17 protein-coding genes and 1 other annotated feature (1 of these 18 only partly in view) are annotated in these 17,219 nt (G+C 48.1%); of the genes, 7 read left to right on the top strand and 10 right to left on the bottom strand.

What is annotated here, in order from left to right; translation table 11 throughout:
- Positions 1–374: 374 nt before the first annotated feature.
- Positions 375–2,087: an IS1634 family transposase gene (locus SWOL_RS11575; protein ID WP_011641140.1), complete on the bottom strand. Its 1,713-nt coding sequence runs from the start codon at positions 2,085–2,087 to the stop codon at positions 375–377.
- Between the two features lie 486 nt (positions 2,088–2,573).
- Positions 2,574–2,830 (top strand) — a binding site (T-box leader).
- A 148-nt stretch (positions 2,831–2,978) separates the two neighbouring features.
- On the opposite strand from SWOL_RS11575, the gene SWOL_RS11570 reads away from it, so the two are divergent.
- The 6 genes from SWOL_RS11570 (at position 2,979) to SWOL_RS11550 (ending at position 6,810) form a co-directional block, all read left to right on the top strand.
- Positions 2,979–3,536, top strand: a complete 558-nt coding sequence (locus SWOL_RS11570) for a 2-oxoacid:acceptor oxidoreductase family protein (RefSeq protein ID WP_011641613.1) — start codon at positions 2,979–2,981, stop codon at positions 3,534–3,536.
- A 133-nt stretch (positions 3,537–3,669) separates the two neighbouring features.
- A complete protein-coding gene (locus tag SWOL_RS11565) occupies positions 3,670–3,927 on the top strand; it encodes a 4Fe-4S binding protein (protein WP_011641612.1) in 258 nt (85 codons plus the stop codon).
- Positions 3,928–3,931: 4 nt separating this feature from the next.
- Positions 3,932–5,062 (top strand): 2-oxoisovalerate:ferredoxin oxidoreductase subunit alpha, encoded by a 1,131-nt coding sequence (locus SWOL_RS11560; protein ID WP_011641611.1) that lies wholly within the window; start codon positions 3,932–3,934, stop codon positions 5,060–5,062.
- A gap of 41 nt (positions 5,063–5,103) precedes the next feature.
- Entirely contained in the window at positions 5,104–6,042 is a 939-nt protein-coding gene (locus SWOL_RS11555) for a thiamine pyrophosphate-dependent enzyme (RefSeq protein ID WP_011641610.1), read from the top strand.
- Between the two features lie 178 nt (positions 6,043–6,220).
- Positions 6,221–6,385 carry a hypothetical protein gene (locus SWOL_RS14460; protein ID WP_011641609.1) on the top strand — a complete coding sequence of 55 codons (165 nt, stop codon included), beginning with the start codon at positions 6,221–6,223 and terminating at the stop codon, positions 6,383–6,385.
- On the top strand, positions 6,367–6,810 hold the full coding sequence (locus SWOL_RS11550; RefSeq protein WP_011641608.1) for a DUF2087 domain-containing protein: 444 nt from the start codon (positions 6,367–6,369) through the stop codon (positions 6,808–6,810). The genes SWOL_RS14460 and SWOL_RS11550 overlap by 19 nt, the downstream gene beginning before the upstream one ends.
- A 225-nt stretch (positions 6,811–7,035) precedes the next feature.
- On the opposite strand, the gene SWOL_RS11545 is transcribed toward SWOL_RS11550, so the two are convergent.
- The 9 genes from SWOL_RS11545 to SWOL_RS11505 form a co-directional block, all read right to left on the bottom strand.
- Entirely contained in the window at positions 7,036–7,269 is a 234-nt protein-coding gene (locus SWOL_RS11545; RefSeq protein WP_041427568.1) for a hypothetical protein, read from the bottom strand.
- A gap of 167 nt (positions 7,270–7,436) precedes the next feature.
- Complete coding sequence (locus tag SWOL_RS11540) at positions 7,437–7,643, bottom strand: hypothetical protein (protein WP_041427567.1); 207 nt, start codon at positions 7,641–7,643, stop codon at positions 7,437–7,439.
- A 131-nt stretch (positions 7,644–7,774) separates the two neighbouring features.
- Entirely contained in the window at positions 7,775–7,999 is a 225-nt protein-coding gene (locus SWOL_RS11535) for a hypothetical protein (RefSeq protein ID WP_041427566.1), read from the bottom strand.
- 129 nt (positions 8,000–8,128) lie between these two features.
- Positions 8,129–10,348 carry an NHLP bacteriocin export ABC transporter permease/ATPase subunit gene (locus SWOL_RS11530; RefSeq protein ID WP_011641607.1) on the bottom strand — a complete coding sequence of 740 codons (2,220 nt, stop codon included), beginning with the start codon at positions 10,346–10,348 and terminating at the stop codon, positions 8,129–8,131.
- Between the two features lie 11 nt (positions 10,349–10,359).
- Complete coding sequence (locus SWOL_RS11525) at positions 10,360–12,507, bottom strand: NHLP family bacteriocin export ABC transporter peptidase/permease/ATPase subunit (RefSeq protein WP_011641606.1); 2,148 nt, start codon at positions 12,505–12,507, stop codon at positions 10,360–10,362.
- Positions 12,508–12,517: 10 nt separating this feature from the next.
- Positions 12,518–13,027, bottom strand: a complete 510-nt coding sequence (locus SWOL_RS11520; protein ID WP_011641605.1) for a hypothetical protein — start codon at positions 13,025–13,027, stop codon at positions 12,518–12,520.
- A 443-nt stretch (positions 13,028–13,470) separates the two neighbouring features.
- Positions 13,471–14,145, bottom strand: coding sequence for an ABC transporter permease subunit (locus SWOL_RS11515; RefSeq protein ID WP_081424855.1), 675 nt, complete (start codon positions 14,143–14,145; stop codon positions 13,471–13,473).
- Positions 14,146–14,157: 12 nt separating this feature from the next.
- A complete protein-coding gene (locus SWOL_RS14665) occupies positions 14,158–14,430 on the bottom strand; it encodes a hypothetical protein (protein ID WP_011641603.1) in 273 nt (90 codons plus the stop codon).
- A complete protein-coding gene (locus SWOL_RS11505) occupies positions 14,414–15,883 on the bottom strand; it encodes a metallophosphoesterase family protein (protein WP_011641602.1) in 1,470 nt (489 codons plus the stop codon). Before SWOL_RS11505 ends, SWOL_RS14665 begins: the two co-directional genes overlap by 17 nt.
- A 289-nt stretch (positions 15,884–16,172) precedes the next feature.
- Here SWOL_RS11505 and rlmD point away from each other — a divergent pair, with 289 nt between their 5' ends.
- A protein-coding gene (rlmD, locus tag SWOL_RS11500; RefSeq protein ID WP_011641601.1) for a 23S rRNA (uracil(1939)-C(5))-methyltransferase RlmD crosses the window boundary here: on the top strand, positions 16,173–17,219 show its 5' portion. The gene runs 213 nt beyond the window's last position; only the first 1,047 of its 1,260 coding nucleotides appear in the window; the start codon lies at positions 16,173–16,175; the stop codon falls past the right edge of the window.

Below are 17,219 nucleotides of genomic sequence, written 5' to 3'. Positions count from 1 at the left end.
AGCAAAAAGTTGAGCAAGTCTGTATTATTTTAACATGAATAAAACAGGGATGCTCAAATATTAAGAGTTTAGTCCGCTGCAAAAAGTCACTTTCTTATACAAGCTCGAAGTGAAATATGCCCCCCGCTTCTTTAAACGGTCGGGTTCTCGTTAACAAAATGGGCGGCGGATTCTAATCCCCCCGCCTCGTTGTAGCGCTGTGTTAAAATTGCTTGGTAGTTTCTTTCCGATACTAAAAAGAAATGTTGACAGAAAAACCGCAGCTCAGTATAATCCCGTCTTTGACACTTAGAGAAGAGAAAAGAGCTCGCAAACCCCTAAAGTAAGGAGTTTGCGAGCTCTTTATGCATTAATTAAAAGTGAGTAATATTTGTCTAAGACTTAGTAGCTTTAAAAATATTTTTCATCTGTCGCATGGTGAGTATCTGGTAGTCAGTACGGAAGCCAAAAGCATCATGAAGGCTGTCGGTGAAGTCCGTTCTCATATAGGTGGGGACGAACCCCTCCCCCTTGACCTCATAGAAATTCATGTCCCGCAGCCCCTGAACGATCTCGCTGCACGTGTACTGCTCGCCCAGCTTCTTCTCCAAGAGTCGGTAGACCACCAGCGCGATAAAACATGTAATGAAATGCGCCGTTATCCTGTCGTCGCGGCTGAGGTATACCGGCCTAGCCCTAAACTCGCTTTTCATGATTCTGAAGCATTCCTCGATCCGCCAACGCCTCCTGTTTACCGTAAGGAGGGCAGCGGTGTCGCCGTCAAGGTTGGTGCAGACCGCGTAGAAGCCATCAAAAGCCTCCTCTTTCTGGATGACAGAATTATCGATTTCATATACCGCCTTGCTGGCGACCTCCCCCTCTGGGGTGATGCTGGTTTTCTTGATAAAACGCTTGTAGTCGTTTTGGTTCACCTTCTTCAACTTGCCCAAATTCGTATCAAGGACTTTGCGGGCACGCTCAATTTGGGCGTTCCTGACCTTACGCTGGTAGTTTTGGTACTTGAGCGAAAAAGACACAATAAGCTTCTGCTCCAGCCCATCCTCCACAATCCAGCGTTCCTTGTAAAAAATCTTTTCCAGGTCTTTTTTCTCATCAATCTTGTCCAGACTGTATATGGAGCTGTCGTCCGGGAGGTGCCAGCCCTCAGGGCTCAATGCCCATTCCTTTAGGTGCTTCTTCAGTTTCTTGATCGATTGCGTAGTGATAAAAGCTCGCTCGCCCTGGTTGTTGAACTGCCGGTTGCTATTGGAGGCGAGCCCGGCATCGGTGCAGACGATGAACTTGGAGCAATTAAAGTCAGACAGTATTTTCTTCTCCAGCGGCTTTAGAGTCAGCTGCTCGTTAGTATTGCCTTTGCCGATATATACAGCCAGGGGCACCCCGTCCCCATCCATGAAAAGCCCCATCTGGACAATGGGGTTGGGGCGATGCTCTTTGGAGTAGCCGTATTGCTTGATGCCTGACTCCTGCTCTATTTCGAAGAAGTAATTGGTGCAGTCGTAGTACAGCACCCGGGTGTTCCTCTTTGATACTGCCAGGCTGTTGGAATAAAGGGACGCCTGAATAGAGTCAGCCTCTTTGGCTATTATCTCCAACGCACGGTAGATTTGGTGGAGGTCAAACGAGGGCTGCTCCATGAACCTTGATGAAAGTTGGTAGGTAGAAAGCTTGGAGGAAGGGTAGATAACCCTCGCGTAGACAAGCCTGGATAGGATGGAATTCAGGTCGTAAGAGAAATTGTACTTCTTAGCGATAGCCCAGCACATTTTATCAAGCTTCAGTTCGTGATATATCTTCTGCAAAAAAAGGTACCCGCCGTTGAATAAGCGCTGCTGGCCTTTGTCGATAATCTTGACCGGGGAATACTTGACCAGGACTTCGCGTTTGTTCAGCTTTTCCTTCTCGTTAAGCTTTGCGATATACTCCTTGGCCCACTCGATAGGATCCCTGCCATCCAGCTTTTTATTAAGCTCCTCGACCGTGCCGAGACTTTCAACGACTTTAGAAGAATGGATACCGTTTTCGTAGGTGGATTTAATGACATAAAGGGAAGTGGAGTTCTTAGACTTGGAAATTGACAGCCGCATATTAATGCCTCCTTTCCCTCTAATTATCTCACATTACTCAATATTACTCAATAATATTTATGAAAATTTGACAGAAAAAAATAAAGAAAGCCCCTATTTCAAAGGCTTCCTTGCTTCCTCGTTTTTATTCAAGTGTCAAAGACCCGAGTCGCAATCATCATAACACCGTCCTGTTTGTGAATATTTCCTTGACTATAAGCAAAAAGTTGAGCAAGTCTGTATTATTTTAACATGAATAAAACAGGGATGCTCAAATATTAAGAGTTTAGTCCGCTGCAAAAAGTCACTTTCTTATACAAGCTCGAAGTGAAATATGCCCCCCGCTTCTTTAAACGGTCGGGTTCTCGTTAACAAAATGGGCGGCGGATTCTAATCCCCCCGCCTCGTTGTAGCGCTGTGTTAAAATTGCTTGGTAGTTTCTTTCCGATACTAAAAAGAAATGTTGACAGAAAAACCGCAGCTCAGTATAATAAATGCAATATTCAAAAAATGACGATGACAGGGAATAGTAAGCTGATCCTCAGGCTATAGAGAACCGCTGTTTGGTGTGAGGCGGTCGAAGAGGCAAGTGGAACTCACCCTGGAGTTGCCGACCGAAATCATTTTAGAAAGTAGGCTCGGACGGAACTTCAACCGTTAAAATGAAGGGGATATCGGATCTTAAGATCCCGCATCCTGATGGAGTGAACGGCATTAGCCGTTAATTTGAGTGGTACCGCGGAGTTTAACCCTTCGTCTCAGAGTTCTGAGCGAAGGGTTTTGTTTTTTTATCGGGGAGGACTATCTACCTGCTTCCCGATGGACTTTAAAGCAGTGAGGAATAATGGCTAAAGGCATAAGTACTTTTTAGAGAAGAGCCTTTGGCACAGCATAGAAGAATGGAGGAGCGATATGAACAATATGTTAGAACTACGAATCAATGGCTTTGGCGGGCAGGGTTCCGTTACCCTGGCTCACTTGTTAGCGCAGGCTGCGCTGGAAAACGGTGAACAAGGGCAGGCCTTGCCTTTCTTTGGCGTAGAACGTCGCGGAGCGCCGGTACGGGCAGCAGTGCGTATGTCCCCCAGTAGTATCCACGCGCACAGTCAATGCGAACTGCCGGATTATGTAGTAGTAATGAGCGAAAAGCTTACCAAAGCGGCGGTCAGTGAAGGCATAACTGAGAAGGGCAGCGTGATCATCAATGCTCCCTACGCCGAAGCCGTGGAGAAATACTGCACCTGGCAGGTGGACGCCGAAGCTATCGCCCGCGAAGCCGAACTATTTTCGGCCGATGGCCCCATTATCAATATCCCGCTGTTTGGCGCGGTGTGCCGGGTGCTAAACATTCCGCAAAATATTATGGAACAAACCATCCTGAATAAATGGCCGGGCAATAACGAAGCGCGTAATCTGGGAGCTGCTGGCAAGGCTTATAACGAAGTGAAACTGTGTCCCATGCTTTTTTAAGTGGTCGGGTCCCCCCTCACCTCGTTGCAATGCTGGGTTGAAACTGCTTCCGCAGTTTTTCCGATGCTTAAACAGCGTAACGCAGATTAGCATATAGCACATATATTTGGATTAGCGAAAGGAATGGAAATAAATGAAATCAGTAACGAAAGCCTACCGGCCCATTTCCTGGCCGATGAAAGGAGCCGGCGGTAACACCGGTTCCTGGCGAACGCATCGTCCGGTAGTTGACACTCAGATATGTAACAAGTGCCAGATTTGCTGGGTATATTGTCCGGAAGCGGTCATTGACCGCCAAGAAATTACTATTGATTACCGCTACTGCAAGGGCTGCGGCGTATGCGCCGTAGAATGCCCCACCGGCGCAATCAGCATGGAAATGGAGGAGTAGCCGTATGAAAACAGCACAAGTTATTATGGATACCGGTGCCCATGCCGCCGCGCTGGCCGTAAAAAGCGCCCGGGTGGATGTAGTACCCGGCTACCCTATCACCCCCCAGACCAGCATTATGGAAGCGCTGGCCGCCATGGTGGAAAATGGCGAACTGCACGCCCGTTTCATCCCGGTGGAAGGCGAACACAGCTCCATGGCTGCTGCCGTAGCCGCATCTGCTGCCGGCGCCCGCGTTTTTACCGCCACTTCAGCCAACGGCCTGTTGTATATGCACGAAGTTTTACATATGGCTTCCGGAGGACGTTTGCCGGTGGTAATGTGTAATGTTAACCGCGGTATTTTTGCCCCCTGGACCCTGTGGGCTGATCATCAGGACTCAATGGCTCAGCGTGATACCGGCTGGATTCAATATCACTGCTCCTCCAATCAGGAGGTGTTCAACACTATTTTGCAAGCCTTCCGCGTGGCCGAACAGATCAATATCCCGGTGATGGTCAACTTTGACGGCTTTGCTATTTCCCATTGTCTGATGCCCCTCACCCTGCCGTCACAGGAGGATATCGACCGTTTCTTGCCCCCGTATGAACCGGAATGGCGGCTGGACCCGGCTCATCCCTCTTCCTTCAGCAATGTGACCAATGCACCTGAATACGCACCCTTTCGCCAGATGCTGTCCGATGATATCATGGCATCCATCCCGCTGGTAAAGCAGGCAGCGCAGGAATACAAGGATATCACCGGCATGTGGGATGGTGACACCATCGACACCTATCGCTTGGAAGACGCCGAAGTAGTAGCCTTTGCCATCAACAGTATGGGAGCAGAATTAAGACTTTCTATCGATATCCTTCGCCAGCAGGGCATCAAAGCTGGCCTGGTCAGACCGCGCCTGTATCTGCCCTTCCCGGCCGAGGATATCATAAGTGCGCTGCCGCAAAATGCGCAGGTGATGGTACTGGATCGTAATTATAACTTTGGCCACCCCGGCGGTATTTTGGCTGCAGAGCTGAAAAGCGTGCTCTTTGGCCGCCGCAATGACATCACGGTTAAAAACCGGGTAATGGGCATTGGCGGCATAGACTTGACCCGCCAATTCATGGCCGCCGAGATTCGTGCCATGATGGATGAATAGAAAGCATAAAAAGCATAGACCAGGAAAGGAATGGATGAGATATGGCTACCAGTATTAAAAAATTACCGGATATTGAGCAGGTTTTAAGCGGCAACGGAGCCTGTGGCGGCTGCCCCGCCACCATGGCCTTGCGCATCGTAGGCAAGGCTCTGGGTTCAAACGCCATCATGCTGTTGACCCCCTCCTGTTCGGTAGCCAGCATGGGCATGACCCCCAAGCTGGGTTATAATTGGCCCTGCATTAATATTACATTTGCGTCTGCTGGCTCTTCAGCCTCCGGTATTACCCACGCGTTGGAAGTAATGCAGGAAAAGGGCCGCCTGCAAGGCGAGCTGCCTACCGTATTCGCCTGGGTAGGCGATGGCGGCACCTATGACATCGGCTTTCAGGCCTTATCAGGCGCAGCCGAGCGCAACGATAATATCATTTTCTTTTGCTATAACAACGAAGCCTACAGCAACACCGGTGTGCAACGCAGCGGAGCCACCCCGCGCGGCAGCTTCACCACCACCACCCCTACCGGCAAGCGCCAACCCAAGAAAAACATGGCCCTGCTGATGTTGGAGCACAATATTCCCTATGTGGCTACTGCCACCGTGGCTTACCCCGGCGACCTGTACGACAAGGTGGTAAAAGCCAAAAACATCCCGGGCATGAAATACATCGAAATTCAGGCCCCCTGCTATTTAGGTTGGCAGTTCGATATGCCGGAAACCGTGCAGATGAGCCGTATGGCTGTGCGCAGCGGTGCCTGGCTGTTATGGGAAGCAGAAAATGGCAAGATCAGCTTTAATAACCCCAGCTCGCTTATCATCAGCGGTAAAAAAGACGCTGCTCCGGTGGATGAATACTTAATGAAGCAGGGTCGCTTCAACCGCCTGCTTAAAGGTCCTGATGCCGAGAGCCGCATTGCCGAAATTCAAGGCGACATCGATCGCGAGATTGCTTTTATACGGGAACGAGCGAAGATTACGATTTAGTTTAAATATACAAAGAATTTCCCTGCAGCGGGACGCAGAAAGCAGGGGGACGTTCTTTTTGCTTCCAAAATATGATTCCCCTGCACCGAGACGCAGGGGTGAAAAGCGGTATTAAACTGCTGGCCAGGAAATTATAGTACTGGGACAGGAAAACAAGGAAATCCGGCAGGATATACCCTTGGATATACTGCTTGCACTATTTGAGTTTGCTTTTATTGAAGTGGCTCAGGAGTTTTACATGAAGCCGGAATCTTTTGATGCCCAGGTAGCTATTGAGTACATTGTTGATCTTTTCATGAATTGGAGCAAGAGGAGGGATATGATATGGAAAATAAAAAAATAATTTCCCGGGAGAATTTTATAAAACGTTTGCTTAACATATTTTTGCGAAGCGGCTTATCCGAATTTCCCAGTGATTATACTAATTTGCATGTTTTGCTCAAAAGCGCAATTCTAACTTTAGATAAAACAGCCATCTTCAGCGAGAAAGAGATTAACCGGAATCTTGATTATTGGATAAGCAATATAAGTAACCTTACCCCAATGAAAGATATTGATCATGTTACATTGCGACGTATGTTAGTAGATGCTGGGTATTTAACCCGGAATAGGGATGGTTCTTGCTATCAGGTATCTTTATCGGGAGATGGACAGCCGGTATTTGATGATGCGATTGAGCAAGTTGATGTTATTGCTGTAATTAAATCCGAGCGTGAAGAAATCGCCAGAAGAAAAAGAGAATATATGGAGAAATTAAATTCGCCATAGAAAACGCTTTGAATAATGCTTGAATAAGGACGGAGTAAATATAAAATGCTTAGTTTACGGGCGCGTATGATAAAATTATTGATGCAAAAATAGCAGGAAGCAAAAAGAACGTCCCCTTGCTTCCACCTTAGGAAGCAAAAAGAACGTCCCTTTGCTTCTGCGGCACCCGGATAAGCAGCAGAAGAAACTGCCAAGTATTTGCGGCACACCGCTGCCTATTCCCATTTACCACTGTACGTCCGCAGAAAATTCATTATGTCCTGGGTTGTTCTGAGTATGTTCGTGACGTGCTTGCTCCCCTCCACCCGCTGTAGAACAACGATAACTCCAGTTGCACCCTGGATATAAACATCTAAATATGATCGTCATTTTTGCATTAACATCCTCTGTATCGTACCCGCCTTGCACAGCTTTAAGCTGCTCTTCCAATAATAATTGATGGTTTAAATCTTTCTTCATATTGAATTACCCTCCTTCCTCTTAATTATTTTTTAAACCAAAGAAAGCTTTTGTTACCAAAAGTATATTTATATATACGATGAACTTGAAAAAGTAGCTCAGGATGTAAATAGACGGGACAGACCGGTATTATATTCCCAGCTTCCCCGTCGCAATTTATTATGCATTCACATACGGGGTTGTATATGAAAGCAATTACTGCAGGCCGGATAATGACCACTGCCTATATACCGAGGGCATTCATTATTCTGGCCACGTTTATAATGGAATTCAAAGGTCTGCTTATCTAGCTGAGTGCAAAAATAATTCTCGTATTCATCACGACCCCCGGATACCTTTTTGAGTTCTTGGTCTGAAATTTTAGACTTTTCCATTATTCATTCCTCCATTCTTAATCATACTCTAAACTCGCTGCATTTCTCAGTTTGGGCTTTTTGGGCAAAGCTCGAATTAAGCATCGGAGGAAACTGCCAGGTATTTGTAGCACACCGCTGCCTATTCCTATTTACATAGGGCTTTCTACGTCCGCAGAAAATTCATTATGTCCTGGGTTGTTCTGAGTATGCTCCTGACGTGCTTGTTGCTCATTTGATGGAGAACAACGATGACTCCAGGTGCATCCTGGATATAAACATCTAAGTATGACCGTCACTAATGAATTACCGCGCCCGCCTTGCACAGCTTTAAGCTGCTCTTCCAATAATAATTGATGGTTTAAATCTTTTTTCATATTGAATTACCCTCCTTCCTCTTAATTATTTTTTAAACCAAAGAAAGCTTTTGTCACCAAAAGTATAGTTATATATACGATGAACTTGAAAAAGTAGCTCAGGATGTAAAAAAATTTTGGTTGACAGCCCTAAAACAGCGTGGTCTTGCCCACAAATGAGTCATCATCCAGCCTCTGCCTCTCCACCAGTTCGGCGAAATAGCTGCCCTTCTGGAGCAGTTCGTCATAGCAGCCGTCTTCCTTGATTTTGCCGTTATCAAGGACTAAGATGCGATCACAATGACGAATGGTAGAAAGCCGGTGGGCTATTACGATCCGGGTGCTTTTCATAGAATCCAGGGCTTCTGACACCTGTTTCTGGGTGATATTATCCAGGGCCGAAGTGGCTTCATCAAACATCAAAATCCGGGGTTTGGGCACAATCGCCCGGGCGATCATCAAGCGCTGGCGCTGACCGCCGGAAATGCCGCCGCTGCCTTCGGAAATCACGGTGTGCATGCCCATGGGCATGGCTCGAATATCATCGGCTATACCGGCCAGTTCCGCAGCCTGCCAGGCATCGTCTCGCGACAGCCAGGGAGCGGAGATGACGATATTGGAGAAAATGTCCCCGGAAAATAATCGTCCATCCTGGGTTACCGCCCCAATATTCTGCCTTAAGGAGCGCATATCAAGGCGGGCGATATCCCGGCCGTCATAATAGATGGCCCCCCTCTGCGGCGTTTCAAACCCAAGCAATAGCCGCATCAGAGTTGATTTGCCGCATCCGGTTTTTCCGACTATGGCTACATATTGACCGGCCTTTATTTTCAGGCTGATGTCGTCCAAAACCAGGGGCATCTCCTCATGGTAGCGAAAGGAAACATTGTTTAGTTCAATATTGCCGGACAAGCTGGTTATTATCTGCTTGTTCTCCCCCACTTCCGGCACTGCTTGTAAAATGGGTCCGACCATTTCCATCAGCGGCTTTATATTGGCAAAGGAGGTGGTTACACCGGCCAGAGACATAATGGCGCCGGTTACCAGGCCGAATGAGGCGTTGAAGGCCATGTAGTCGGCAACGGAAACACTGGCCGCCGCGGCGCTGTAATATATGATAATGATCCCGCCCAGGGAGATAGCGCTGGCAACAACCGGCTGTACCTTAATAAGCAGGGGCGGATTGTAGGATATGTCCGCCTGCTGTTTAAAAGTATCCGCCCATTTGGCAAATACACGCCGTTCAGCGCCGGCCAGTTTTATCTTTTGCACACCTGAAAAACTGGCAAAGGTTAGACCGTTAAGCCTGGCATTAAGAGCTATGCGGCGGCGGTTAAGGTTTAGCTCGACTAAACCGGTTATAACGGTAACCGCCAATTGCGCCAGGATGACCATAAGGGCCGGAAACACCAGGGCTGGCGCAAAACTTATAATCTGAAATACATAAATAAACGAAAAAAGTGCGGTGAGTCCGGTTGAAAGAAAGGTATTGGCCAGCATATCACAGAGCTGCATGATGGCCGAAATGCGCGAACTCAACTCACCGGCGTTGTATTCTTTAAAAAAGGCCGCTGGTAGTAAAAGTAGCCGGCTCATGGCGGCCGCTTCAACGGGGATATTCATTTTGGTCTGCACCCGGGCGATTAAAAGCGTTTTGGTAATTTCAATCAGTATTGAAGATAGGGCAACACCTACCAGCACCAAAGCCACCGGCAGCAGCAGCCCGGGTTCCCCGGCCGGAATGACCCGTTCAAAGATGAGTTTCGTTAAGTAGGGAGTGAACAGGCCCAGGAGGCTTACCCCCAAACTGGCCAGGGCTACCATAAGAATATCCGTAGAAGAAAGGGTGTTTAATATATACTGCAGCAGATCAGTAAGCCCCAGTTGTTTAAGGGGCAGGGGACGGTAGAAACAAAAGGCTTCTTCTTGTAGCTTATCCCTGGTTTTCCGCGACAGCCTGAGCTTTTCTCCTGTTTCGTAATCAAAGAACTCGTATCCGGCCAACCCCACCGGGAGGAGGGCCACCACATCGCCGCTTTTCGTCTGTCCCAGCATAGGTCCCACAGCATCCCGCCACCAGTTGCCTTGCAGTTTTACCACCCTTCGCATAATCCCGGTTGGACGCAGCAGGTACTTAAGCTGGTCGTTCATGTCCTCTACTTCTTCGGGTAATTCTACTGGTTCGGTATTGTAAAACTTAAGGATTTCCTCGATGGCATTTTTAGTTTTCAAGCGGTCGCTGTTTAAGGCAGACGATATCAGCGATTTGCCCAGAACAACCGAGGAGAGTTGGGCGAAGGCATTTTGAAAGCCTTCCTCGTCATACCGGATTCTGTTTTTTATCTGTTCATCAAACCAGCCTTTGCTCATGGCAGCCTCTCCTATTCAGTGGCAATAAGCTCGGTATAAAGGCCCCCGGCTTGGTATAGTTCTTCATGTCGGCCCCGCTCGACCACTTTGCCCTTATTCATCACGATAATTTCATCACAGTCGCGAATGGTGGACAGCCGATGGGCTATAATAATGCAGGTTACGCCCCGGTCCTTGATAGCTTGTATAACTTCATACTCGGTTTTGGCATCCAGGGCTGAGGTGGCCTCGTCCAGAATGACAATCCTGGGGTCCTGGGCCAGCACCCGGGCTATCTCCATCCTCTGCCGCTGCCCGCCCGAGAAATTTCGGCCTCCCTCCAGGACCATGCCATTGTAGCCGCCCTCCCGCTGCATTATTTCCGTATGCAGCCCGGCGTCGCGGGCGGCTAAAATCATTTCAAAGTCTTCAATAGATTTATCCCACATCTTTATGTTATTGCAAATGGTATCCTCAAACAGGATAATGTCCTGATCGACTACCGCCACCGATCCGGTAAAAACCTCCGGGAAGATGTCTTCCCGGGCCTGGCCGTCAAACTCGATCACACCGCTCCAGGGCCGGTACAGACCGGAAATCAATTTGGAGAGGGTGGATTTTCCGCACCCTGAGGTGCCTACCAGGGCAATTCTCTGGCCCGGTTGGACAGTAAGGTTGAAGTTTTTAATCAAGGGTTTTGCCAGCCGGGAATAGCCAAAGGTAACGTTTTTCATGGTAAGAGCCCCGCTCAATTTGTGGTACCCCCGGTCATCGTCCTTAGCCTGGGGCAGGTACTCCACATCGGGCTGGTAATTCATCACATCTTCGATCCTCTCCATGGAAGAACGCATTTCCTGCATATTCTGTCCCAGCCCGATAAAGGCATTCACAGGCGCTAAAAATGAGGCCATGAAACCCTGAAAGGCCAGGAGCATACCTACCGTAAACTTGCCGTTCATGATCAGCATCACCCCCAGCACCAGCACGGCCAGATTAGCAATCTGCTGCAGGGCACCGGGAACCGCTCCCAGGTACTGATTGAGCAGGGCAAACCTGACCGATGAACTGTTGACCGAAGCCTGGAAACCGGCCCAGCGTTCAAAATAACCATTTTCCGCCCCGGATGCTTTTATGGTTTCAATCATTTCAATCCCGCTCATGGTGGTGGCTGCCAGTTTACCGCTGTCGCGCATCTGAGCCCGGGTTATATTCACCCGTTTCTTTGAAATAATACGGGCTACCCACATATTGATGAAGGTAGACGCAAGTCCTACAGCAGTCAGCAAAAGGCTGTATTTTATCATAACCACCAGATAAAAAACCAGCATGGCCAGGTTTAACAGGACCGGGGCCAGTTGGCTTATCAAGGTTTCGGCGATAAGCTCGTTGGAACTCTGCCGGGCGGCAATATCCCCGGCCATGCGCTGCGAAAAAAACTCCATCGGCAGGCGCAGGACATGCCAGAAGAAGGTGGTGTTGGCCACAATAGCCAGTTTGCCTCTGATTTTTAGCATGTACAGGGTGTTGATAAGAGATACTATGATCTGAAAAGCGAGCAAGCCACTCATGGCCAATATAAAGGGATAAAGCCAATCAGGATTGGCCCCGGTTAAAATTCGGTCCATAAACACCCGGGCAAAAACCGGGGTCATAACCCCCGTCACGGCGGTCAGAATACCGGTGAGAATTACGAATAATATCGGCACCAGAGTGCCTTTTAAACGGCCTTTGGCAAAATCGAGTACGCTGCGCGGCTGGCCGTCGGCCACAAAATCAGCTGTTTTAGAAAAAGTAAGCACAATGCCGGTAAAGGATTTATTAAACTCTTCCATGGGTACCTCAACCGTTCCCCGTCCGGGATCATTTAACACCGCATAGTTTTTCTTAAATCCGTTTAACACTACGAAATGATTAAAGTTCCAGTGTATTATCACCGGATATTCTATCTGTTTGACATCGTCAAGTTCCAGACGATACCCTGAGGCTCCCATGCCGTAGGCACGCGCCGCCCGCAGGATGTTTACGGCATTGCTGCCATCGCGGGATACTCCGCAGTCGCTCCGCACTCGTTCCAACGGAACCCATTTGCCATGAAAAGCCAGTATCATGGCCAGACTGGCGGCACCGCACTCTAAAGCTTCCATTTGCATAACTACAGGGACTTTGGCAATTTCAGGCATGAACTCTCCCCTATTTTAGAAGAAAATCTATCGGTCTGACCGTATCAGTTACAATGTTGATATTTACCAGGGTTTTATCGGGTAGATCAGAGCTGTCCAAAGAAACATCGACTGTTACCGCAAAGCCCTTGGGAGCAAGGGCCTGGGCCAGATAATCGCTCTTTAGCTCAGCGGTGATCTCAGAAGCAGACAGGGGAACAACTCCAAGCGAGTCTATATGCCCGTTTATGGCGGTATTCTGGTTAACGGCCTGGACTTTCACCTTCTGCCCGGCTTTTATAGTGCCCGCTTCAGTAATATCAACATAACCCACAGCTTTTCCACTGTTAACAACGCCTTTTGTATGTATACTGGTTGGCAGGCTGCCGGTAAAGCTCCATATCAATACCACCGCCAGCAATATAAACATAGCCATCAAAACTATCCAAATGCTCGGGTTGGATACTTTTATATAATCGTTCAACTGCTCCGGTGAGGATAAACTGTCCAGACTGGCTTTACGAAAAAGGCTGTTGCTCATCTTTATATCTCTCCCGTACTAATACTCTTCGGGCAGGGCTTCTCCGCTCAGTAGTGCCTGGTGCATAGTTTTAAAACTCCTTTTCATAGGCCCAGTAAAAATAGATATAGATAATAATAGATAGGAATTTGCTTTTTTATCCTTCTCAGTATATCACTGGCTAATATTATAAAGCTATAATTATTAGCACAATTATCCATAAAATAATAATTTTCAGCAAAAAACGAAATAATCAGAGAATTCATCATAACTTAGCTAAGAAAGTTCCTCTCATACACCTCTTGAGCTTTCGGCATGCAGGGAGTCGGATTGGCACATAGTACCGATTCTAGTTCACCACATCAACAAACAAAGCACTCAGTAAAATCTTGGTTAAAGATTAAAGATAATCATTTGGTACTGAGTGCCGAGCCACTATTAATGTCGCGGTGTCTATTCCCCGGTCATCGTTCTTCGCGATCATAAGGAACCCCGAGAGCCCGTGGTGCTCCTGCCTCCTGCCGGAGACGAATCGTAACCAGTACCAAGACAAGAATGGTCAACAAATACGGTAACATGGCCAGGAAAAAGGATGACACATGGATACCGATGGTCTGGATACGAAAGGTTAATGCTTCAACCCCACCGAAGAGGTAAGAACCCAAAAGTCCCCGTAATGGATTCCAGAGAGCAAAGATTACCAGTGCCACCGCAATCCATCCCCGTCCTGCGGTCATGTTTTCCTGCCAGGAAGGGGCATAGGCTAAAGACAAATAAGCCCCGCCCAGACCAGCCAGCATACCACCCAATATGGTACAAATATACCTTACCCGGCTGACACTGATTCCTACCGCATCTGCTACCGCAGGGTTTTCACCCACGGAACGTATACGCAGACCCCAGCGGGTTCGAAAGAGGATATACCAGAGGCCAATCGCCAGTATAAGGCTGATATACACCAGAGCATCCTGCTTAAATAATATGGGTCCCAGGACTGGTATATCACCCAGAACCGGAACTGATATCGGTCGAAACGGATCAGCCGCAGGCATGCCCTGATAGCTCTTACCCATGAAACCACTGATACCAGTACCGAAAATAGTTAAGGCCAGCCCGCTGACCACCTGGTTGCCCCGCAGGGTAACAGAAAGTCATCTCTTTCTTCTTAGCTTCATTATATCAGCCGACACTTTATCACTTATTGGAGCAAGGTCTACAATGCCATCTTCCAGTCCGCCCCAGTAAGCTTCACTCTTCCATGTTCCGTCCATAACTGCTTTCACTGTTTTTACATAATAGGAACCCAGTTCCAGACCGGTGAAGTCAGGTTGGCATTGGGATGCAGCTTTATCAAGGAAGATATATCGCCAGAGCTGTTCCCATGATATGTGCGGGCGGAATTCGCAATTATGTTGAGTGAGCATCTCGATCCGGAACCAGATCATCCGGTTCTGTGCTTTGGAATACCTGTCTTTCCAGGGAAAACTGGTGGGAAACCGGATTATATTGAACCATATCTACTGCCAGTAAACCGGAACCTGGCAAAAGGTAAGCAATAGCTGCTGAATAGGAAATGCCCTTTTCCGAATATAGGCCTCGTAAGCCGGAAGCCCCAGTAGTTCCAGGGTCAACAAAAACCCCGTCCGGCCCCTCTTCTATTCTTATACGATGGTCGTGCCCGGCCACCACCAGGCCGGCCAGCGGGGCAATTTCTTTCCCCAGCCGGTAATTATGCACTACCAGTATGTCAGGACGCCCCTGGGCCGCAACCGCCTCCTCTATCCTGCTTACCTGTTCTTTTAAGCTTTCCCGTTCTGCTTCCTGACTCTCATACTCTACAGCCTTTGATGCTGATAATGGGTCAGCAAAACCCAGGACCTTAACTCCTTTAAGGCTAATCATCTCCCCATTTAAAACCTGACTGTCGGGCAGAGTAGTAATAAAATTGAGGGTTTCCGGACTATCATGGTTTCCGCCCACAAACAACTGGGGTACACCCACTGTGGCTAGTTCCTGGGTAGCACCAGTTTCTAATTGTGAGCCCATATCAGTTAAATCACCCGCATTTATCAGGAAATCTACCTTAAAACGGGCCGCCAAACTTTTACACAATACGATTCCCACCGGGTTGGAATGTATATCACTGACCAGCAGTATTTTAACTACCTGGCCTTGTTCCTCTGGATTGGCCATAACCGTAAGGCTATTAGAACTGGAAAAAAGCAGGCCCAGATTGGATACAATTTGCCGGGTGTTGTCACGGATTTTCTGTAAATCACTAAGGGAATCACTGGCGAATTTTATCGCTACTGGAGCCATGCTAAGAACACCCTTATATTCCGGCTCGCGAAAGGCTGCCGTATCATAGGAACGGAATACTCCAGCCAGGATTAATATTAATATTAGCGTAGATGCAGTAGTATAAAGTAAGGACTTGAGCAGGCCAGGACGCCAGATTAAAAAGACCAGCAAAAAGGCACCCAGAAATGCTACTGCCACCTGGCGCAGGGCAAAGACGGTTATTTTATTCCGGGCACTGCTCTGTAGCTGTTCTACCAGTTGTTTCTGATCCGGCAGATTATCTATATGCGACTTGAGGGTGTCACTTCTTATCTGTTCCAGGCTGATAACCAGTTTCACCGGTCCCTGATGGGTTTTAGCTTCGACAACCCCAAAGGGGGGAAAGTGCAGTTCCGTTATACCGCTTCGGCCCGGAGTTAAGCCCGCTCGAAATTCAATACCTTCGAGGTCAAAGGCAGTGCTACCCAACAGCCAAACAGCAAGTATAGCCCCAAGCAGAGCAGTCAAAAGAATGACAAGCATTTTAAGCAAGAATAATTTACTTGAATTAAACTCTGCCCTCTGAGCCAGCCTCACCGAAATTCCTCCTCCAACAATCTCCTCCGACATTCTTATTTTACTGCTTTACCAGGCCTGTTGATACTTTTTTTTCTTTCAGTATAACACGAAGATAAGCCTCGTTTTCATGAAGACCTTTTTCTAAACACAGTTAAGGCATAAGAAAAAAAGCCATCCCATTAACCCGGTTATGAGATGAAAGTTTCGAATTTTTACAATAATGGACTACGTAGTCTAATGGTAGTACAATAAGCCTACAATAAGGGTTATAGATATATGTCAAGATAGGCCCCTGCAGGAGGTTATTTTGCGCTGTTCTATTGAGAGGATAAACCATCAAGGTGAAGGGGTAGCCCGCGTTGGCGGAAAGGTCGTTTTTGTACCACAGGCCCTACCCGGTGAAGTGGTGGAAATTGTCATTACGGATAATCGGGCTCGTTTTGCCCGGGCGCAGTTAGTGCAACTGCTGGAAGCCTCACCCTACCGCCTTACTCCGCTCTGCCCTCATTATTATGAATGTGGCGGTTGTGCCTACCAGCATGCGAAGTATGAAGAGGAACTGGTTCTGAAGCGCCAGGTAGTAAAGGATGCAATTCAGCGTATCGCTAAGATCGCTACCGTGGTTGAACCGGTCCTGTCAATGCCGGAGCCCTGGCATTATCGCAACAAGGTCACCTGGCATATGGCCGCAACGGGGAAGCAGGAGCCTGTTCTCGGCTTCTTTCGTGAGGCCAGCCGTCAGCTGCTTCCCATTTCCCACTGCCGGCTTATCTCGGAAAAAATGAACTGCCTAACAGCCAGGGTAAAGGCTCTTTTACCCTTAATCCAGCCTGCTACTGGCAGTGAAATAACCTTACGAGAATCATCCCTGGATCACTCAACCATGCTCATATGGAAGGGGTTGCAAGGCTGGCCTGCACCCGAGATCTGGGCAGAGCTTAGTGCTATCAGCGATTCGGTGGTGGTTATAGAAAAAAACACCTGCCACTATATTTCCGGCCCTCAGCGCCTGTTGGACAAACTGGGTCAGGTGAAATTTGCTTTATCCCCTGGAGCCTTTTTCCAGGTGAATCATTGCCAGGCCGAAGAGATGATCAGGCTCATCCTTTCATTAGTCGATTTTTCCGGTAAAACAGTTCTGGACGCCTTTTGTGGAGTAGGCAGTATAGCCCTCAACCTGGCCCGGCAGGCGGAGCGGGTGATTGGGGTGGAGAGCTATGAACCGGCTATTCATGATGCTCGTAGTAATGCTATAGAAGCTGGCATATACAATGTAGAGTTCATCCACGGTTTCTGTGAAAGAGTAGTGGCGCGGATAGATGAGCCTATTGATGTGATAGTGCTTGATCCCCCG

Origin of the sequence: Syntrophomonas wolfei subsp. wolfei str. Goettingen G311, assembly GCF_000014725.1 — a bacterium.
Lineage (GTDB): Bacteria > Bacillota > Syntrophomonadia > Syntrophomonadales > Syntrophomonadaceae > Syntrophomonas > Syntrophomonas wolfei.
The sequence above is the reverse complement of the archived record's forward strand: the minus strand, read 5'-3'. Positions and strand labels throughout refer to the sequence as shown.